Source organism: Bacillus cereus group sp. MG1 (genome assembly GCF_040460035.1).
Classification (GTDB): Bacteria; Bacillota; Bacilli; order Bacillales; family Bacillaceae_G; genus Bacillus_A; species Bacillus_A cereus.
The window spans coordinates 120,287-143,514 of record NZ_JARVGY010000004.1; the positions used below are offsets into that span (position 1 = coordinate 120,287).

Consider the following 23,228-nt stretch of genomic DNA (forward strand, 5'->3'; position numbering starts at 1 on the left):
AACAGTATCAAACTATCAGAACTTTGGTAGTTTAATAAAAAAACGGAGGTATTTTATGGAGGAAAATAATCAAAATCAATGCATACCTTACAATTGTTTAAGTAATCCTGAAGAAGTACTTTTGGATGGAGAACGGATATCAACTGGTAATTCATCAATTGATATTTCTCTGTCACTTGTTCAGTTTCTGGTATCTAACTTTGTACCAGGGGGAGGATTTTTAGTTGGATTAATAGATTTTGTATGGGGAATAGTTGGCCCTTCTCAATGGGATGCATTTCTAGTACAAATTGAACAATTAATTAATGAAAGAATAGCTGAATTTGCTAGGAATGCTGCTATTGCTAATTTAGAAGGATTAGGAAACAATTTCAATATATATGTGGAAGCATTTAAAGAATGGGAAGAAGATCCTAATAATCCAGCAACCAGGACCAGAGTAATTGATCGCTTTCGTATACTTGATGGGCTACTTGAAAGGGACATTCCTTCGTTTCGAATTTCTGGATTTGAAGTACCCCTTTTATCCGTTTATGCTCAAGCGGCCAATCTGCATCTAGCTATATTAAGAGATTCTGTAATTTTTGGAGAAAGATGGGGATTGACAACGATAAATGTCAATGAAAACTATAATAGACTAATTAGGCATATTGATGAATATGCTGATCACTGTGCAAATACGTATAATCGGGGATTAAATAATTTACCGAAATCTACGTATCAAGATTGGATAACATATAATCGATTACGGAGAGACTTAACATTGACTGTATTAGATATCGCCGCTTTCTTTCCAAACTATGACAATAGGAGATATCCAATTCAGCCAGTTGGTCAACTAACAAGGGAAGTTTATACGGACCCATTAATTAATTTTAATCCACAGTTACAGTCTGTAGCTCAATTACCTACTTTTAACGTTATGGAGAGCAGCGCAATTAGAAATCCTCATTTATTTGATATATTGAATAATCTTACAATCTTTACGGATTGGTTTAGTGTTGGACGCAATTTTTATTGGGGAGGACATCGAGTAATATCTAGCCTTATAGGAGGTGGTAACATAACATCTCCTATATATGGAAGAGAGGCGAACCAGGAGCCTCCAAGATCCTTTACTTTTAATGGACCGGTATTTAGGACTTTATCAAATCCTACTTTACGATTATTACAGCAACCTTGGCCAGCGCCACCATTTAATTTACGTGGTGTTGAAGGAGTAGAATTTTCTACACCTACAAATAGCTTTACGTATCGAGGAAGAGGTACGGTTGATTCTTTAACTGAATTACCGCCTGAGGATAATAGTGTGCCACCTCGCGAAGGATATAGTCATCGTTTATGTCATGCAACTTTTGTTCAAAGATCTGGAACACCTTTTTTAACAACTGGTGTAGTATTTTCTTGGACGCATCGTAGTGCAACTCTTACAAATACAATTGATCCAGAGAGAATTAATCAAATACCTTTAGTGAAAGGATTTAGAGTTTGGGGGGGCACCTCTGTCATTACAGGACCAGGATTTACAGGAGGGGATATCCTTCGAAGAAATACCTTTGGTGATTTTGTATCTCTACAAGTCAATATTAATTCACCAATTACCCAAAGATACCGTTTAAGATTTCGTTACGCTTCCAGTAGGGATGCACGAGTTATAGTATTAACAGGAGCGGCATCCACAGGAGTGGGAGGCCAAGTTAGTGTAAATATGCCTCTTCAGAAAACTATGGAAATAGGGGAGAACTTAACATCTAGAACATTTAGATATACCGATTTTAGTAATCCTTTTTCATTTAGAGCTAATCCAGATATAATTGGGATAAGTGAACAACCTCTATTTGGTGCAGGTTCTATTAGTAGCGGTGAACTTTATATAGATAAAATTGAAATTATTCTAGCAGATGCAACATTTGAAGCAGAATCTGATTTAGAAAGAGCACAAAAGGCGGTGAATGCCCTGTTTACTTCTTCCAATCAAATCGGGTTAAAAACCGATGTGACGGATTATCATATTGATCAAGTATCCAATTTAGTGGATTGTTTATCAGATGAATTTTGTCTGGATGAAAAGCGAGAATTGTCCGAGAAAGTCAAACATGCGAAGCGACTCAGTGATGAGCGGAATTTACTTCAAGATCCAAACTTCAGAGGGATCAATAGACAACCAGACCGTGGCTGGAGAGGAAGTACAGATATTACCATCCAAGGAGGAGATGACGTATTCAAAGAGAATTACGTCACACTACCGGGTACCGTTGATGAGTGCTATCCAACGTATTTATATCAGAAAATAGATGAGTCGAAATTAAAAGCTTATACCCGTTATGAATTAAGAGGGTATATCGAAGATAGTCAAGACTTAGAAATCTATTTGATCCGTTACAATGCAAAACACGAAATAGTAAATGTGCCAGGCACGGGTTCCTTATGGCCGCTTTCAGCCCAAAGTCCAATCGGAAAGTGTGGAGAACCGAATCGATGCGCGCCACACCTTGAATGGAATCCTGATCTAGATTGTTCCTGCAGAGACGGGGAAAAATGTGCACATCATTCCCATCATTTCACCTTGGATATTGATGTTGGATGTACAGACTTAAATGAGGACTTAGGTGTATGGGTGATATTCAAGATTAAGACGCAAGATGGCCATGCAAGACTAGGGAATCTAGAGTTTCTCGAAGAGAAACCATTATTAGGGGAAGCACTAGCTCGTGTGAAAAGAGCGGAGAAGAAGTGGAGAGACAAACGAGAGAAACTGCAGTTGGAAACAAATATTGTTTATAAAGAGGCAAAAGAATCTGTAGATGCTTTATTTGTAAACTCTCAATATGATAGATTACAAGTGGATACGAACATCGCAATGATTCATGCGGCAGATAAACGCGTTCATAGAATCCGGGAAGCGTATCTGCCAGAGTTGTCTGTGATTCCAGGTGTCAATGCGGCCATTTTCGAAGAATTAGAGGGACGTATTTTTACAGCGTATTCCTTATATGATGCGAGAAATGTCATTAAAAATGGCGATTTCAATAATGGCTTATTATGCTGGAACGTGAAAGGTCATGTAGATGTAGAAGAGCAAAACAACCACCGTTCGGTCCTTGTTATCCCAGAATGGGAGGCAGAAGTGTCACAAGAGGTTCGTGTCTGTCCAGGTCGTGGCTATATCCTTCGTGTCACAGCATATAAAGAGGGATATGGAGAGGGCTGCGTAACGATCCATGAGATCGAAGACAATACAGACGAACTGAAATTCAGCAACTGTGTAGAAGAGGAAGTATATCCAAACAACACAGTAACGTGTAATAATTATACTGGGACTCAAGAAGAATATGAGGGTACGTACACTTCTCGTAATCAAGGATATGACGAAGCCTATGGTAATAACCCTTCCGTACCAGCTGATTACGCTTCAGTCTATGAAGAAAAATCGTATACAGATGGACGAAGAGAGAATCCTTGTGAATCTAACAGAGGCTATGGGGATTACACACCACTACCGGCTGGTTATGTAACAAAGGATTTAGAGTACTTCCCAGAGACCGATAAGGTATGGATTGAGATCGGAGAAACAGAAGGAACATTCATCGTGGATAGCGTGGAATTACTCCTTATGGAGGAATAAGATACGTTATAAAATGTAACGTATGCAAATAAAGAATGATTACTGACCTATATTAACAGATAAATAAGAAAATTTTTATACGAATAAAAAACGGACATCACTCTTAAGAGAATGATGTCCGTTTTTTGTATGATTTGATTTAACGAGTGATATGTAGATATATTTTTTTGCGAAGGCTTTACATGACAAAAAAATTCTAAATTTAACCTTAAATATAGTTGGGGTGAAAATATGCCAAACTAATTTATTCCGAATGTTAATTCGAAACAAATCATAAACAGAAAATACAGGCATAAAAAAATTTTGTGTAAGACATTTTTTTATACCTGTATTATGGGTGTATTTCCCCTGTTAAAATATTTAATTAAAACCATCATCTTTTTTATTATCTTCAGGAATATATGGAGAGTAAAATGAGATTTCATCTAAACAAAAAATAATAACCATAGATAGCAAAAAGATTTTCGAAAAGACAAGTATAAAGAATGTGATATTAAAAACCTTGAATTTATAAATATAACAATGCACGTTATTGTTAATTGTATTATGTTGTCATTCATTTAATGCGTCATATTTGTGTAAATTTTTTATGACATTATTAAGCTCCAGTACTGTTTTCAATTAAGGGTATGCGTATTTATATTCAATTAGTAATACATTTATAATCAAAAATTATATATATATACTAATAAACTACGTGATTTTATGTATTTATGTTTAATTTAATGAAGATTGGCTTTTGAATACCTATATATATGATTATCTTTAAGGAAAAATAAAATGATTTCCTAGAAGGGTGGTATTACGTACTAATTTATTAAAAGTTATTTAGTATAATAATTTCGTGCAATTTTTTTGGGTAATTTGGATAAAAATATAAAAAAAATAATAAATTAAGACTATGGAGTTTAGTGTTTTAGAATCGTCTTTAAAACGGTAGATACAGAAACAGAAAATTATACAGATAAACAATTTCTTCCCTCTCTGAAACAGAAGGAGTACAGTTTTCCTAAAATAGGAATTAGTTCGCAGTGGAGGGTTCAATTCTATGATATCTATCTAAGGGGTATTAATTAATTCGTAGTGGAATTGATGTAATGGCATATGAGTTAGAATTTAAGAATTCTTACGGTTAATTAACAATGACTTCTCAACTACTCAAATACTAATCTACTTTAGGCTAGACAAATTGATTTATAGAATTCAACTGATTGTAAACAAACTATGAATCCTATGAAATTTTCTAAGATTTATCCAGCAAAATAACCTTTTCTACAGAAAATAAATTTATGATGGAAGCTGAAGTAGCTGCTAAAAATGGTATATCCGTCTTAGCAAAAGAGTGAGTCACTTTAAAAATAGAAAATTTAACTATAGAACCAAAAATATTATTATTTGAGCAGAAATCTAAAGAATAATATAGATTAGTCTAAAAGATTTTTAGATTACCCTAAGCTTTTAAAATATCCATACGATACAAACCCTAAATTTTTTTGTATTTTTAATTTACTATACTCATAAAAATATCCGTGTTTTGGTGGGCGGAGGAATGAGTAATTTTTATTTTTCCTTTAACAATCATCAGTATAATTCTGAGTTGGCTAAGGAGTGTATCCTATAGCAACCGAACATTTAAACTGATGATATACAACTCAGTTAAAAAAGTACTTAAATAATATTACAGACGCTTTTAACCAAAAAATGAATTGAATCCGTGCTCTCTCGAAATTACAATTATTTCTATTAAAAAACAAATCTAAAAAACTGATTAAAACAATGGAGTGAATTTGATTGTCATTTATAAAAAATAGTAAGATAGGGACTAAGTTAAATGGATTGATAACCATATCTATCGTTGCTTGTATAATTCTTTCAACATTAGGTTTTTTTTGCTTAGTAAAAAGTAAAAATGCTTCAACTAATATGTACGAACATAATTTATTGTCAATCCAACATATTGGGGCTGTAGAAGCGAATATTTTCCATGTTAATATGAATTTAATGGAGATGATGATATCACAAGATGAAAAAAGAAGTAAAGAATTACTAGCGGAGATAAACGGGGCTCGAAAAGAAAATGATAAATTATTAAAACAATTGGAATCTAAAATTAATTCTAACCAAGAATTAAAATTGTATAAAGATTTCTATGGATCATTTGATGAATTAAGAATGCAAATAAAAAAAATACAAGATGTAAACTTATCCAATAATGAAGATTTATATACATATTATTTAAAAGAAATTGAACCAAATATTAAAAAGGCAATAGAATCCATTCAGGAGCTTATTAGATATAACAAAAATAATGCACAACAGTTACAGGAATCTAATATTAGCAGTATAAAAAATACAATGACAATGTTTATTAGCATATCAGTTATAGTAATAATAATTGTTACTTTTATCGGTTATTTTATTAAACGTGCAATCAAGCAACCAATCATATTATTACAACAGGACATGGAAAAAGTATCTGCAGGTAATTTAACAATACGCACTTCTTATGAATCTAATAATGAATTAGGACGTATAGTACACTCTTTTAACAATATGTTAGATAATCTACAACAACTAATAGGAAATGTAAAGAGTACAACCAATGAGGTTATTTCTTCTACGGAAGGTATGTTACAAAATACAAAAAAAGCAACTGATATATCAAATGAAGTTGTTCAAAATATTTCTGAAGTAAATACCAAAATTGAAGGACAATTTATAAGTATCCAAGAGAATTCATCATCATTAAAAGAAATAGCTACTGGAGTTCAAACTATTGCCGAATCGTCAACAATGATTACGGAAATGACTGTTAAAACAACTGAACATGTAAATTCAGGCAGTGAAGAAATAAAACAATCTATCCTTCAAATGAATAGTGTACATGCAGTTGTTGAAGAAACCTCTATAGTAATAGATAGACTTGTTACACGCACGCAACAAATTGATAAAGCCCTAAATGCTATTACTAATATTGCAGAACAAACTAATCTTTTAGCATTAAACGCTGCAATTGAAGCTGCACGTGCAGGTGAAAATGGGAAAGGGTTTGCGATGGTTGCGGAAGAAGTAAGGGATTTGGCGGAAAAATCCAAAGAGTTTGCCAATGAAATAAATCATTTAATTAAAAATATTCAACAAGATACAAAGGCAACAGTTGATGTAATGCAAAGGGGGAAACAAAAAGCAATAGAAGGAAAGGAAGCAGCTCAGAAGGCAAACCACGTATTCTTTTCTGTTGTAAAGGATATTGATGGAATATCTAGTCAAATGCAAGAGGTATGTGCAGCAACAGAAGAAATGTCTGCAGGAACAGAGGAAGTGAATATATCCTTGTCAACAGTCTCTAAAACTGCAGCGGAGGTAGCAAGCGGAACCAATTATGCTGCACATTCAATCCAAGAACAAGCAGTATCAATTGAGGAGATAGCGAATCAATCTAAAAAAGTAAAGGGAAAAGTAGAAGAATTATCACATTTGGTCTCACAATTCATAATAGAAGAACAAGAAATGAAGAATTAATTTTATATAACTTGAACTACTCACCACTTAACGTCCTTACGGACTGTTTGAAGTGGGAGATTCCTGCGAACACCGATGTATCCACCAGTTATCTTAGCAGGCTCTGCCCGTAGTCCCTACGGTGAAAACAGAAGTATCTTGTACGTTGACTCATCACGCTACCTACTTTAGCTTGGTTTTCGCAACTTCGGCAAACGTGGGATGGTAGAACGTTGAAGATTTTACGATTGCAACGTCTTTCTGCAACCAACCTTATATCTTCAGTTTTCAAAGAGCGATCTGTACAAGTATATAATAGCAAACATGTTGGCTTACGCCAACCGACATTCATCTCCCACCTATTTGCTGGTGCTATCGCACCTTCACACAAATTGAGGAAAGAGTCTTCTGTCGTAAAAAGATAAATTTTTATTAATAATTTTTTGATTTAATAAAGAATCTGTCGATATATATAAAACTATAATTAAAATAATAAGTGATGTCTTTTTCATGAATAAATTCAAACAGGTTAAATGATCTGAGTTCTGCCCTACTTAACTAACTTGTGGTCTGTTTATAGTAGGGGTCCTGCGAATATCAAATAGCCTTTGCTTGTAGACATACTGTGAGAACTTAAGTATCTTGTTCGTTAATTATCAACATTGCCAAGCAGGGTTGATAGAAAATTTGTACAAGTAATTAATAGCGAAAGTTTTGGCTTATACAATCTGACATGTATTTCCCGGTTATTAGTGGTTTCACACCTTTATGCATATGGAGAAAGAGTCTTCTGCCAAAAAATAATAAAATTTAAGTGAAAAGATTTTTTTGTAGATAAAAAGCCGTTTTCCTAATTTAAGGAATTCGGCTTTTCTGCCTCATTTTCATAATGATTGTACCAATTTTAAGGTCATTAATTGTAATTCTTACTTTAAAGAAATTCAATAAGGTTATACCTATAACATAAGATGATGCCTCTCTTCATGTATGGGACTTTTCATTCTAAATAAGATAATTCCTAAGTGTAATAATCAGTATCATAAATATATAAATGAAATTATTCCGATTAGAATTTTTTTCTAAAGGGGCATAATAAAGTTGAATTCCCCCTCTTAAGAGAAGCTTTAAACGAGAAATTCCTAATAACACCAAGGTATCAACCCATTATTTTAGCAGGATTTGCTTGCAGTTTCTACAATGAGAACTGAAGTGCCTTGTATCAGGATTCACACTCTAGCATGGATTGATAAAATGTTAAAGAATTTACCATTGTAAAGATTTTTCTGCAACTAACCCCATATCTTCAATTTTCAAAGAGCAATCTGTACAAATATTTAGTGGCAAATTCGTTGGCTTACGCTAACTGACATTTATTTCTCACCTATTTGTTGGTGATATCATAGTTTCACACAAATTGAGAAAGGAAATGAATATCAGAAAAAGATAAAAGAAAGAACCACATTTATTGTTATATACACATTCTTTTATGAACAGGATCCAAAAAATATTAAGAAGGTGAGCTCATTGTCTAAATATTCACAGGGACAATTTATTTTTTTAGTAACTGTATTAATTAGTTATGTAAGTTTTTATTTGCTTTTTTTATTTGCTTTTCCTAATTTTTATTTTTTAACTGAATTTAATATACGAATATCGTCTTTAATTGTTGAAACTATTGTAGTTGCTTCATTACTTTACTCTATATTATTAAGGAAAATTAAAATAGAAGTCTTCTGGGTATGCATGACTTTTGCAATAGGTTGTTTCTTATTAGGGAATTTCATATCCATTTTCCAGGTTCTTGATATAGAAATACCGATTGAACACTTTCGGATGTATTTTTGTTGTTTTTCTTATTTCTTTTACTTTTTGCTTTTCTTTATAAAATTATAAAAGAGTGCACTAACTGGGAAAAATCATATTTACTCTGTGATATATGTATTGTAGTTACTTCAATATTTACTTTAGAATGGTACATATTTAATAACCCTACAGCCCATTTTTTATCTTTTTCAATTGGAGATATCTTTCTTTCATTTGTTTTTCCAATTATAGATTTATTACTTTTTTTACTTGGGATTAGCCTTGTATTTAGACCAACTATTTTTAATGCGAAAAACAAACTATATATTTTTATTATAGTATTAATTGGATTGGCTAGTACTGACTACTTATATTTTTATGTACAAGATGAATTATCGGATCGTGCAGTCATACTGTTAAGATGTTTATATAGAGTTTTTCTTTTATTAATCGCTATTGCTGCTACTATACCGAAAGAGTCATTTTCTAAAAGAAATTATTTTATTATCAATCCAATATTGGGGGAGAAAATCCTAGTATCTTTTCCTTATCTTGCAGTTACGATTTTAATTGGTTTTACCTTTAAAGAGCAAACCCATTCATCTACACTCATTACTGGAAATTGTATAACATTTGTATTTGTACTGATACGTCATACAATTATGCGAATGCAAAACCGAGATTTAACCAAAAAGTTAAAAGTGTTTAATAGTCAATTAGAACAAAAAATATCACAAAAAACTGCAGATTTAATCAAAAAATCTAATGATTTGCTGGAAAAACAAGAAAAATTTAAGTCTTTATATGAATATCATCCAGATCCTATTTTAACTATCGATTCAAACGGCATAGTATTGAATATAAACCAGGCTGGAAGTATATTATTAGGAAAAAAAAGTGTCGAATTAATAGGAAAAGAGTGCATCTCTATTTTCTTAGATGAAGATAGATTTGAATTGGAAGAGGCTCTAAAGCAGGAGGGACGATGCAGTTCGGATTCTTTACAGTTACGTGTGAAAAATAATAATGTGAAGGACGTACATTTTTGGTCTGTAACCATTGTTCCTATAATGATAGAGAGACAAACTTTTGGGAGCTATGTAATGGTAAAAGACATTACAAAAATGAAACAACAGCAAGATGAGATAAACTACCTAGCATTTCATGATACGGTGACGGAGATTGGAAATCGTATATTCTTCCAACAAGAATTGGATAGATCCATTAAGCGTGCACAAAAAACACAGGATAAGTTTGGGCTCCTGTATATTGATTTAAATCGCTTTAAGACTATTAATGATACACTGGGTCATTCGATTGGTGACAGGGTTTTAAAAGAAGTTGCCAAACGTTTTAGGGCATGTCTTTCACCGACTATTCCTCTAGCAAGAATAGGTGGAGATGAGTTTGCGATTATTGTCCATAACCAAACAGAGCAACAGCTATTGGGTTTGTGTAAAACTCTATTTCGTATAACTGAAGAACCATTTGTAGTAAATCAGCATAGTTTTTACTTATCTCTTAGTATAGGAATAGCAGTGTATCCATTTGGAGGGATAAATACTACTACACTTTTACAACATGCTGATATCGCTATGTATAGCGCAAAGGAAAAAGGTAACAATGCTGTTTGTATGTATGACGAGACATTATCTCAAAAAGTAACCCATCGATTACGATTAGAACAGGATTTACCAAATGCAATTGAAAATAGTGAGTTGTTTTTATTGTATCAACCGCTAATTGATAGTAAGGCAGGTAAGGTTATTGGTGCAGAGGCTTTAATACGTTGGCAACATCCAGAGCTTGGACTGATTTCTCCTTTTGAGTTTATACCTATTGCAGAAGAAACTTCACAGATTATTTCAATTGGGAAGTGGACGTTACAGAAAGCGTGTCAACAACTGAAAGAATGGCATTCTGCGGGCTTTTCAAATCTAAAGATGGGGATAAATTTATCAGCGATAGAGTTTGAACAGAAAGATTTTGTTCAAACAATTATATCTACCATTGGAGAGATAGGAGTACCTGCTAGTTCGATTGATTTGGAATTAACAGAGAGAATAGCAATGGTAGATGAAAAAGAAACCTTATCGAAGTTAAAAGCATTAAAATCATATGGTGTACATTTATCAATTGATGATTTTGGTACAGGATATTCTTCATTAGCATATCTTCCTTTGTATCCAATTGATACTTTGAAAATTCCAAGAGAATTTGTTAATAGGATCGGGACTTCTATGGATGGAAATGAAATTATACAAACCATTATTTCATTAGCACATACTTTAAATATGAAAGTGATCGCAGAAGGGGTAGAAACGAAAGAACAATTAACAGTGTTACAGCGTAATGCATGCTATTTTATTCAAGGATATTATTACAGTAAACCTTTAAATAAGGATGAATTTATCAATTTCTTGAATAGAAAGGTTTAATTGATATATACTGTATACTATTTTAGGTCCTGAAAATGAGCTAATTAGGTAGCTCTTTAACAGCTTTATCGTTTTCCGACTGAAGACTCCTTCCTCAAAAGTGTGAAGGTGTGAAACACCAATTTTAGGTGGGAGATGAATGTCGGTTGGTATAAGCCAACATGTTTGCTACCATATACTTGTATAGATTGCTCTTTGAAAACTGAAGATATGAGGTTGGTTGCAGAAAAACGTTGCAACCGTAAAATCTTCAACGTTCTTTCGCCCCACGTTTGCTGAAGTTGCGAAAACTAAGCTAAAGTAGGAAGCGTGGTGAGTCAACGTACAAGACACTTATGTTTTCACCGTAGGGACTACGGGCAGAGCCTGCTAAGATAACCGGTGGATACATCGGTGTTCGCAGGAATCTTCCACTTCAAACAGTCCGTAAGGACGATAAGTGGTGAGTAGTTCAAATTAGCTCATTCCTTACAAATTATAAAAGATGTAATGCTTTTAAATTTCAGAGTAAATATCAAAAGTATAGTTGACCAAACATAACAAAAGCTTTTGTTAAAATTCACTTTTTTTATTTGAAGACCAACTGTTTCCGCAGTCATCTTCAATAGGACCAAGCTCTATTAATTTTGCGAAAAATTGCTTTCAATATATACAATTTGTATTCAAACATATATGTTCCGTAGAATTATCGTTAGACTAATTGCAAGAAATAATAACATCGATATTTCGTTCTAGACAAAATAAAAGGGAAGCTAATTAAACTCGAATTTTACATTAAATTCGAGTTTAATTGATAATTATAGTGTGTTATAATATAAATAAAATTAAACGTTAATATCGTGAGGTACATAATGCATTCAAACACATTTATATATCATATGACTCATTATAGAAATTTATCAAAAATATTATCTTCAAATGGACTCGTGTGTGTCTCTAGCATCATGAATAATGGGCAAACATATTGTAATATTGCTAATAATGATATACAAAACAGACGAGCTTATTACTCAGTTCCAGTAGAACCATTTGGAACATTACATAAATATGTTCCATTCTATTTCGCTCCAAAATCACCTATGTTATACAGTATCTATAAAGGTAATGTCACACAATATAATGAGGGGCAAGGGCCTCTCATTTATTTTGTATCGTCAGCGCAAAAAATAAAGCAAAACGGGGTTCCTTTTTGTTTTACTGATGGCCATGGAATAATGCACTTCACTGAGTATTACAATGATCTTAAAGAATTGCACAACATTGATTGGGATATAATGAAGAGTAAATATTGGCATGACACGATTGAAGACAATGATAGAAAGCGTAGAAGAATGGCAGAGTTTCTGGTTTACCAATATGTCCCACTTGACTGTATTATCGGGATTGCAGTCTATAGTCAAAAATATAAAGAAGAAACCGAAAAAATATTAACTGAACATAATGTTTCTTTAACAGTTAAATTAAAACCTAATTGGTATTATTAAGGTGGTGGTAGAAATTGATTAAAATAACAAAAGGCAATTTGTTAGAAGCTGATGCACAAGCTTTGGTGAATACCGTTAATACAGTCGGTGTAATGGGAAAAGGTATCGCCCTTCAATTTAAACAAGCATTCCCTGATAATTTTAAAGCTTATCAGAAGGCATGTAAAATTAATCAAGTTCAGCCTGGGAAAATGTTTATATATAAAACACACCTCTTAGGATCACCAGAATACATTATAAACTTTCCAACTAAAAGGCATTGGAAGAATAAATCAAGAATTGAAGATATTAAGAGTGGGCTTAGTTCTTTAAGAAATGAAATTATTAATTATAATATAAAATCGATCGCATTACCTCCTCTTGGATGTGGTAATGGGGGCTTAGATTGGAGTGAAGTACAGCCTTTAATTATAAAGTCATTAGAGGACTTAAATACTACAGTTTATCTATATGAACCTTCTGGTCATCCTGATCCAAATAGCATGAAAATAGGTACAACTAAGCCAAAAATGACAAAAGCAAGAGCTCTTTTACTATTATTAATGGAGCAATACAGAGCTCCAGGATATCACCTTTCGCTTCTCGAAATACAGAAATTAGCTTATTTTTTACAAGAGTGTGGAGAGCCTCTTCGTTTAAATTTTGTGAAATATATATATGGTCCATATGCGGAAAATTTAAATCATGTTTTAATTCGTTTAGAAGGACATTATATTCGTGGTTATGGTGATCGAAATTCTAAATCTGATATTAATCTGTTTGAAGATGCAATATTAGAAGCTAAAGAGTTTATCTCTCATGATGAAGAATCTTTAAAAAGACTTGAAGAGGTAAAAAATTTAATTGAAGGATATGAAACCCCTTATGGTATGGAGCTTTTAGCTACTGTACATTGGTCTATAAAGTATGGAAATAATTCAATAATGGATTTCGATGAGATTATCAATTATATCCATAGTTGGAATGAACGTAAAAAACACGTATTTAAAAATAATCATATAAAAAAGACAATGCAGCATCTAGAGATATTTATACAATAAATTAAAGACTTTTAAAAGTTAATTTAAATGGAAATTCTATATAAAGTTGTTTTCGTAAGAATATCAATTAAAATTGTATTTAATGTAAAATTAGACAAATTAAGACAAAACAGTACATTGATTATAGAAAATCAATGTACTGTTTTGAAGTTTGAGGTGAAAAAATTGAGCAATCGAGAAAAACAAGTGTATAAAGCACGTGTAGAACGTCATAAAGAAAAAATGCCTTGGTATATCATTGAATATATTGAAGAGAAAACGAACCTCTCCCCTGCTACTTTGTATGGATATTTAATTGAATATGAAATGTTTTTACATTGGTTGATCTCCTCTCGTCTTGTTTTCGTAAATGGAGAAGTTGTAACGGTTACGAAATTACATGAGGTGCCAATTGAAACATTGGAACACCTTCCTCTTAAACAAGTAAAAAGGTTTAAAAGCTATTTAGAGAGACAAGGTAATAAAACAAAGGCAATTATACGAACATTTTCAGCTCTAAAATCATTATTTAACTACCTAACCAAAAACACTGAAGATGATAATGGAGAATGTTACTTTTATAGAAATGTTATGGCCAAAATGGAAATTCATAAGGAAAAAATTGACGCTTCAGCAAGAGCGAAAGAAATTTCTGAAGTTATTTTTCACAATAATGATGATATTAAATTTATGCGCTTTTTATCTAATGAATATGAGCAAATGCTAAAAGAAAACGCTCCCGGTAAGTTAAGATTCTTCAAACGCGATAGAGAGCGTGATATTGCTATTCTAAGTTTAATTTTAGGTACAGGACTTCGGGTATCTGAAACAGCTAGTTTAACTATTTCTAGTATCAATTTTCGTACTCGTTACATTAAAGTTGTACGAAAAGGAGATAAAAAATCATCTATTTTGGCTACACAAACAGCCCTAGATGATGTTCAAGAGTATCTAAAAGTACGTGCTGCTCGTTACAAGTGTCCTGATGCTGAAGATATTCTATTTGTAACAAATTATAAAGGATCCTATGCGCAAATTTCTGTTAATGCTATACAAAAGCTTACAGAGAAATACACAAGGGCTTTTGATGAAAAGAAAAGCCCTCATAAATTACGTCATACTTATGCTACTAATCACTATAATGAAAATAAAGATTTAGTATTATTAGCAAATCAAATGGGACATAATTCTATGGAAACAACATCTCTTTATACAAACATTGATGATACTAAACGACGAGCTGCAATAGAACGCTTAGAACAACGTCAATTTGAAGATACAAAAGAAAAATAAATAGTAAATAGAGAGCATTGTAGCCTACGAAAAGACAATGCTCTCTTATGTTTGTATGTCTATACTATTAATGTATAGATAAATTAATTTTTAATATCTCTACTGTTAAATAGCATACAATTAAATTTCATCCTACATCTAATCACTCAAAATATTGGTACAAGAATTGTATATTTAACCCTTTTATTTTTCTGGATTTAGGTAGATTTTAATTCTACATGTTACGCTCAATATGGAGTTGCTTCGCGTATTTAACTATCTCGAATAATTCTCTCTTTTCATCAAGATAGAATTCATCTGATAGAGACTCTACTAAATTTGATACCTGGTCAATATGATAATCCTTTACATCTGTTTTTAATCCTCTTGGATTCGTAGATGTAAACAGTGCAGTAACCTTCTCTTGCGCTTTTTCAAAATCATATTCTGCCTCATATGTTACTTCTACCGGAACAAATTCAATTCTATCTATATAAACTTCGTTACCTGAAGAGAAGTTCCAAGCACCTATTGTGAATGTACTTTGTACATCTAAAAAGCTAAATGGAGTGGTAAAGCCTACAGTTCTAAAGGTTTTATAGTCTAAGTCCTCTCCTCTATTCATAGTTGCTGAAAAATTACCTTGATTAATAGCTTTACCGTTAATTGACGTATGGAATTGTAAATCTGTGGTAGAAGCATAGCGAATCCTCACGCGATATCTTTGTGCAAATGGTGGATTAATATTTACTCGTATATCCCCAAATGTACCAGTATTCGTTCTTCGAAGGATATCCCCACCTGTAAATCCTGGTCCTCTCACTACAGCGGCACCTGAAGACAGATTGAAAGCTTTTACTAATGGTATTTGTGTAATGCTATTTGGCTCAATTGTATTTGTACGATCTGCACTACGATGCGTCCAAGAATATACCAATGCTTTCACATGTGATGCTGAAATGAGTCCTATATGAGATAATCTATGACTATAAGATTCATAATTTGGCTGTCCTGTTGCTTCAGGTGGTAATTCATTTTCTGAATCCTGTAATTGCGTCCCAATTCCAGCATACCCTGGATAATAGAAATTATCAGATGCGATCGGATGTGTGACGAATTTCCAATGAAAATCAACCCTAGGTACTCCATTAACAGGTTGAGTTAAAAATAGATTCAGCCCTGCCAATGATTCAGTCCTATAGACGTCTCGAGAAGTGAACGGTAATGTTACAGGATTAATAGAAGTATTAGTAGATCCTTGTGTTGAGATATTTAACGTTCCTCCTATTGTTCGGAATTCTAGTTTATGTCCTCCCCACATATTCATATACTGAGTGTTACTCCATCGACTTAATAAGCTGTAAATTGTAACTTGTTCTAGAAAATCGAGTAGATGCGGGTTTCGAACAACAGCAGCCTCTATGGCAGAGAACGAAGGTGCATTATTATTATACCAAGTCGTACTTGTAAAACTTGGATGCGGATGTACTGTCCCAATTGCGTCTGTATATACTTCTCTTGTAAGTTGGGCTGTAGTTTTAATTGGATACATTTGTGTATCATAGCTTGGAAATAGTGCCACTAAATCTAGTACCATTAAAGTCATGTCTCTACGGAATTGATTATATCGTACCCAACTTTCGGCATTTGTACCCCTCAAGTTATTTAGACCTGTGCTATACCATTTCACACAATGGTCGGAATAATCTCCTGCTCGTTCGACTTGACGGTTATAAAATGTTGAAATTTCTGAAGATGATAATCCCCACTCTTTTCCAAAAATAGATGCATCTCTTAATAGCAACAAATGTAAATTTGCAGCTTGGGCATATATCGGTAATAATGGTACCTCCTCTCCAGACACTGCAAAAGAAGGTAGTTTCTGAACGAACATCAATTCTAATGCGATATATTGGCTCTTGACAACACTCCTAGCCCTTGTGTTATTACGATTTCCAACCCAACTTTCAAGCGAATCATGGTAGACAGCTAAGGCATCTCCTAATCCTTTCAAGTCTGTAAGTGCTTTATTTCTTGCATAAGTTGATATTTTTTGATTAATAATCTCTTCTACATGTTCCATAAAGATTTCCCATTGATTTTTCCCCTTAGGCCATAGCTCACCTAAGATAAAACTATAAAGACTAGCTACTTGTCCTGCAAAAGGAACGCCTAGGGTACCAAGTATTTTACCCGCAATACCAATACCTGTTTGAATTGTTGATGCACTAACAAACGGCTCTACATTTTCATACTCAGACATTTTCAAACAATCTTCATGATTAATGTTTTGTAATTCTATATCTGTTTCATTTTTTAGTGAATCCGTAGAGATTTTATCTACTTTCGCATTGCTAGAAAAACTTTGATGCTTATCTTGATTCTTTAGTTTCATATTAATCCCTCCACTTATACTATTATTTAATTTTCAGATATAATTTTATTCATACAAAATTATACTTAGCTGTAATGTCAAATAAAGCATTTTCAATTTATACATATATTTCATAATTAATTATATAATATATGTGGAATTTACTAATAAATATTATTCCTTAATAACTTTCTAACGTCTTTAAACCTTCTTTAAAAATGAACTGAAATAACTTCAAACACCTATAAATACTCTTATTAGTGCTTTATTTTCGATTACAAGTAAAGCATATACCAAATAAAAAAAGAAAAAGCAGAGATATTTTCATCGATAGGTGAAAATATCTCTGCTTGATTAAGTTGCTCTATACATATGTATTACTAGAAAATAACATAGTAAAACGGACATCACTCCGTTTCAATGGAGGTGATGTCCGTTTTTCATTACAACAAATTACTTATCTATTTGTAATGCTGCTCTTGGACAATTGATTTGAAAACGATATTTAAACCTGAGTTTGCATGAGACTATTCCTCCATAAGGAGTAATTCCACGCTGTCCACGATAAATGTTCCTTCCGTTTCTCCAATCTCAATCCATACCTTATCGGTTTCTGGGAAGTATTCTAATTCTTTTGTCACATAACCAACTGGTAGTGGCGTGTAATCCCTATACCCTCTGTTAAATTCACAAGGATTCTCTCTTCGTCCATCTGTATACGATTTTTCTTCATAGACTGACGCATAATCAGCTGGTACGGAAGGAGCTTCGTTATATCCTCGATTACGAGAAGTGTACGCACCTCCGTATTCTTCTTGATTTACAGTATAATCATTACACGTTACCGTGTTATTTGGATAGATTTCCTCTTCTACGCAGTTGCTAAACTTCAGTTCGTCTGTATTGTTCTCGATCTCATGAATGGTTACGCAACCTTCTCCATATCCCTCCTTGTACGCTGTGACACGAAGGATATAGCCACGACCCGGACAGACACGAACTTCTTGTGACACTTCTGCTTCCCATTCCGGAACAACAAGGACCGAACGTTGGTTGTTTTGTTCTTCTACATCTACATGCCCTTTCACGTTCCAGCAGGATAAGCCATTATTAAAATCACCATTTTTAATGACATTTCTCGCATCATATAGGGAGAATGCAGTGAAAATACGCCCTTCTAATTCTTCAAAAATAGCCGCATTGACACCCGGAATCACAGACAGCTCAGGCAGATAAGCTTCTCGAATGCTATGAACACGTTTATCTGCCGCATGAATCATGGCAATATTCGTATCCGCTTGTAATTGATCATATTGAGAGTTTACAAATAAAGCATCTACAGATTCTTTTGCCTCTTTATAAACGATATTTGTTTCCCATTCCAATTTTTCACGTTTGTCTCTCCATTTTTTCTCCGCTCTTTTCACACGAGCTAGCGCTTCTCCTACTAATGGTTTCTCTTCGAGAAACTCTAGATTCCCTAGTCTTGCGTGCCCATCTTGCGTCTTAATCTTAAAGATCACCCATACACCTAGGTCCTCATTTAAGTCTGTACATCCTACATCAATGTCTAAGGAGAAATGATGCGAATGATGGGCACACTTTTCTCCATCCCTACACGAACAATCTAAGTCAGGATTCCATTCAAGGTGTGGCGCGCATCGATTCGGCTCTCCACACTTTCCGATTGGACTTTGGGCTGAAAGCGGCCATAAGGAACCCGTACCTGGCACATTTACTGTTTCATGTTTTGCATTGTAGCGAATTAAATAGATTTCTAAGTCTTGACTATCTTCGATATACCCTCTTAATTGATAACGGGTATAGGCTTTTAATTTCGACTCATCTATTTTTTGATATAAATACGTTGGATAGCACTCATCAAAGGTACCCAATAGCGTAACGTAATTCTCTTTGAATACGTCATCGCCTCCTTGGATGGTAATATCCGTACTTCCTCTCCAGCCACGGTCTAGTTGTCTATTGATCCCTCTGAAGTTTGGATCTTGAAGTAAATTCCGCTCATCACTAAGTCGCTTCGCATGTTTGACTTTCTCGGACAATTCTTGTTTTTCATCCAGACAAAATTCATCTGATAAACACTCAACTAAATTGGATACTTGATCAATATGATAATCCGTCACATCTGTTTTTAACCCGATTTGATTGGAAGAAGTAAACAGCTCATTCACCGCCTTTTGTGCTCTTTCTAAATCATATTCTGCCTCAAAGGTTACTTCTGCCGGAACAAATTCAATTCGATCTATATAAACTTCATTGCCTGAATTGAAGACATGAGCACTTAACGTAAATACACTTGATCCATTTGAAAAGTTAAACGGAGTAGTAAAACCTACAGTCCTAAAGCTTCCGGACTGTAAATTACTCCCACTACTCATAGTTGCTGAAAAATTACCCTGATTAATAGGTCTTCCGTCAATTGATGTATGGAATTGTAAATTTGTAGTAGAAGCGTAGCGAATTCTTACCCGATATCTTTGTGATAATGGTGCAGTAATATTTACTCTTAAGGTTGAAATCTGGCCAGGTGAAGTTCTTCGAAGAATATCTCCTCCTGTAAATCCTGGTCCTTTAACGACAGAAGTTCCAGAGCCAAGATTAGTAGATTTTGTTAAAGGTATTTGTGTAATTTGTGATGAAGGAATTATATTATTAAATTCAGCACTGCGATGCTGCCAAGAAAACGTTGGAGCTCTCAAGGTGTAAACTGCTCCAGCTGCTTGGCTCAGCATTGTAACATGACTCAATCGATGGCTAAATCCCGCACGAGGTGGTACACTATTATCCTGTGGCGGTATTACATCTAGTGAATCGACTGTACCCCTTTGTCTATATATAGTGGAAGGCAAGTTGGTCGTTAGGGAGGCAAAAGAAAACTCCGTTCCATCAAGGACAAACAGTTCCTGATTATTTGGGCCTGAACCAAGTATAATTCTTCTATATAAAGGTGAAGATAATGTTCTAAAAATCCCCAAACCAGTTAATGAGACAAGTACGGGTGGAGCTGCATTCCCCGCATTCCCAAATAAAGGGAATGCGAATTCTGGTCCTGAAAACCCTACAGGAGAAGCTGTTATTTGATGCCCTGACCAATAATTAAAGCCTCTATGCACATCAGTATAAATGGTTATACTATTAAGGATATCCATAAGATGTGGTTGCCTAATATTCTGTTCTATTCTCTGAGCCATTCCACGAAAACTACCATCAAAATTTTCTAATACTGGGTTCGTATAAATTTCTCTTGTTAATTGGGAAACTGTTCGAATTGGATACCTTCGACTATCATAATTTGAGAATAGAGCAACGATATCTAATACAGTAAGTGTTAGCTCTCTTCTAAATTGATTATACCTTACCCAATCTCTAGAATCCGGTCCCCATACACGCTCTAATCCCGTATTGTACCAGCGCACAGCATAATCTGTATAGTTGCCAATAAGCCTAGTTAAATCATTATAACGACTATTGATAGTCGCGGCATCAAATCCCCACCTTTGTCCAAACACTGAAACATCTCTCAAAACTGATAAATGTAAATTTGCAGCTTGAACATATACTGATAAAAGAGGAACTTGATAATTTTGAACTGCAAAAAGAGGAATAGCGGTTGTAAGGGCACTGTTCATGTCATTGAATTGAATACGCATCTCTTCTCTTAATGCTGGATTAGTAGGATCTGCTTCCCACTCTCTAAAAGATTCTGCGTAAATTTGATAAAGATTGCTTAGTCCTTCTAATCTAGAAATGGCTTGGTTCCTAGCGAATTCTTCTATTCTTTGGTTAATTAACTGTTCAATTTGTACAAGAAATGCGTCCCATTGAGAGGGACCAAAAATTCCCCATATTATATCAACTAGTCCTAACACAAATCCAGCACCGGGAACAAATTCACTCAAAAGAAATTGCGTTAGCGACAAGGAAATATCGATTGGGGTGTAACCACATGCCCATCAACTTAAGAATTTGCACTACCCCCAAGTGTCAAAAAACGTTATTCTTTCTAAAAAGCTAGCTAGAAAGGATGACATTTTTTATGAATCTTTCAATTCAAGATGAATTACAACTATTTTCTGAAGAGCTGTATCGTCATTTAACCCCTTCTCTTTTGGAAGAACTCGCTAAAGAATTAGGTTTTGTAAAAAGAAAACGAAAGTTTTCAGGAAATGAATTAGCTACCATATGTATCTGGGTCAGTCAACGTACAGCGAGTGATTCTCTCGTTCGACTATGCAGTCAATTACACGCCGCCACAGGCACTCTTATGAGTCCAGAAGGACTCAATAAACGCTTTGATAAAAAAGCGGTTGAATTTTTGAAATATATTTTTTCTGCATTATGGAAAAGTAAACTTTGTAAAACATCAGCCATTTCAAGTGCAGCACTCACGTATTTTCAACGAATCCGTATTTTAGATGCGACGATTTTCCAAGTACCGAAACATTTAGCACATGTATATCCTGGGTCAGGTGGTTGTGCACAAACTGCAGGTATCAAGATTCAATTAGAATATGACTTACACAGCGGACAGTTTTTAAACTTCCAGGTAGGTCCTGGAAAAAATAATGATAAAACATTTGGAACAGATTGCTTAGATACCTTACGGCCGGGTGATCTGTGTATTCGTGATTTAGGATATTTTTCATTGGAAGACTTAGATCAAATGGATCAACGTGGCGTGTGCTATATATCAAGACTTAAGTTAAACCATACCGTCTATACGAAAAATCCATTTCCAGAATACTTTCGAAATGGGACAATCAAAAAACAGTCACAGTATATCCAAGTTGATTTAGAGAACATTATGCACACGTTAAAACCAGGACAAACGTATGAAATAAAAGAGTCGTATATTGGCAAGAATCAAAGATTATTTACAAGAGTAATTATCTACCGATTAACAGAGGAACAAATACTGGAACGTAGAAAAAAACAAAGCTATACCGAAAGTAAAAAGGGGATTACATTTTCAGAAAAGAGTAAACGATTAACGGGTATCAACATATATGTTACGAATACGCCTTGGGAAGTGGTTCCGATGGAACAAATCCATGATTTTTACTCCCTCCGCTGGCAGATCGAAATCATATTTAAAACGTGGAAATCTCTATTTCAAATTCATCATTGGCAAACTATCAAACAAGAGCGATTAGAATGCCATGTGTATGGAAAACTCATTGCCATTTTTATATGTTCTTCCACGATGTTTAAGATGCGCCAACTTCTGTTGCAAAAGCACAAAAGAGAACTAAGCGAATATAAAGCAATTGGGATGATTCAAGATCATCTATCCCTGTTATATCAAGCGATACAGAGAAACACCCGTATAATAACAAAGGTTTTAATCCGCCTGTTTACCCTACTAAAGAAAAATGGCCGGAAATCCCATCGATATGAGAAGAAAACTATCTTTGATATTATGGGTGTTGTCTATGAGTATAATGGATTGAGAAAACAAAAGAAAGCTGCATAAGAAAAAAATGAAACCCGTTAGGGTTTATTTCGTATGCTCATTTTTAAGAGGATTATACTGTTTAAAAGTTTGTTCATTTCAATTAATGGAAAACCGTAGAGTTTCTATCCTTAAGTTGATGGGCATGGGGTGTAACCAGTTTCTATTCTTTCTCCACCTAATACTTCTACTTCAGGGTTACTTAAACAATTATAAGGAATGCATTCATTGATGTTCGG

General features: G+C 33.9%; 9 protein-coding genes and 1 pseudogene. 8 read left to right on the plus strand and 2 right to left on the minus strand.

Features of this window, described 5'->3' with window-relative positions; all coding sequences use genetic code 11:
- Positions 1 to 55 precede the first annotated feature (55 nt).
- From QCI79_RS32250 to xerS, 7 genes and pseudogenes are all read left to right on the plus strand, one after another.
- Entirely contained in the window at positions 56 to 3,625 is a 3,570-nt protein-coding gene (locus QCI79_RS32250) for an insecticidal delta-endotoxin Cry8Ea1 family protein (RefSeq protein WP_042991625.1), read from the plus strand.
- Between the two features lie 1,791 nt (positions 3,626 to 5,416).
- Positions 5,417 to 7,147, plus strand: a complete 1,731-nt coding sequence (locus tag QCI79_RS32255) for a methyl-accepting chemotaxis protein (RefSeq protein WP_021728425.1) — start codon at positions 5,417 to 5,419, stop codon at positions 7,145 to 7,147.
- 212 nt (positions 7,148 to 7,359) lie between these two features.
- Entirely contained in the window at positions 7,360 to 7,551 is a 192-nt protein-coding gene (locus tag QCI79_RS32260; RefSeq protein WP_071699962.1) for a hypothetical protein, read from the plus strand.
- 1,318 nt (positions 7,552 to 8,869) lie between these two features.
- Positions 8,870 to 11,367, plus strand: a pseudogene (locus tag QCI79_RS32265) (sensor domain-containing protein).
- An 878-nt stretch (positions 11,368 to 12,245) separates the two neighbouring features.
- Positions 12,246 to 12,851 (plus strand): type II toxin-antitoxin system toxin DNA ADP-ribosyl transferase DarT, encoded by a 606-nt coding sequence (gene darT / locus QCI79_RS32270; protein ID WP_228161298.1) that lies wholly within the window; start codon positions 12,246 to 12,248, stop codon positions 12,849 to 12,851.
- A 14-nt stretch (positions 12,852 to 12,865) separates the two neighbouring features.
- Positions 12,866 to 13,891, plus strand: a complete 1,026-nt coding sequence (gene darG, locus QCI79_RS32275; RefSeq protein WP_021728420.1) for a type II toxin-antitoxin system antitoxin DNA ADP-ribosyl glycohydrolase DarG — start codon at positions 12,866 to 12,868, stop codon at positions 13,889 to 13,891.
- A gap of 165 nt (positions 13,892 to 14,056) precedes the next feature.
- Entirely contained in the window at positions 14,057 to 15,163 is a 1,107-nt protein-coding gene (gene xerS, locus QCI79_RS32280) for a tyrosine recombinase XerS (protein WP_014481901.1), read from the plus strand.
- Between the two features lie 214 nt (positions 15,164 to 15,377).
- Here xerS and cry1Ia read toward each other — a convergent pair whose 3' ends face one another.
- Positions 15,378 to 17,537 (minus strand): pesticidal crystal protein Cry1Ia, encoded by a 2,160-nt coding sequence (gene cry1Ia, locus QCI79_RS32285; protein WP_000769223.1) that lies wholly within the window; start codon positions 17,535 to 17,537, stop codon positions 15,378 to 15,380.
- 506 nt (positions 17,538 to 18,043) lie between these two features.
- The gene (locus QCI79_RS32290; RefSeq protein WP_228410762.1) at positions 18,044 to 21,469 is read right to left on the minus strand and encodes an insecticidal delta-endotoxin Cry8Ea1 family protein; all 3,426 of its coding nucleotides are present in this window, start codon (positions 21,467 to 21,469) and stop codon (positions 18,044 to 18,046) included.
- Positions 21,470 to 21,573: 104 nt separating this feature from the next.
- On the opposite strand from QCI79_RS32290, the gene QCI79_RS32295 reads away from it, so the two are divergent.
- On the plus strand, positions 21,574 to 23,010 hold the full coding sequence (locus QCI79_RS32295; RefSeq protein ID WP_001053969.1) for an IS4-like element IS231C family transposase: 1,437 nt from the start codon (positions 21,574 to 21,576) through the stop codon (positions 23,008 to 23,010).
- Positions 23,011 to 23,228: the final 218 nt, after the last annotated feature.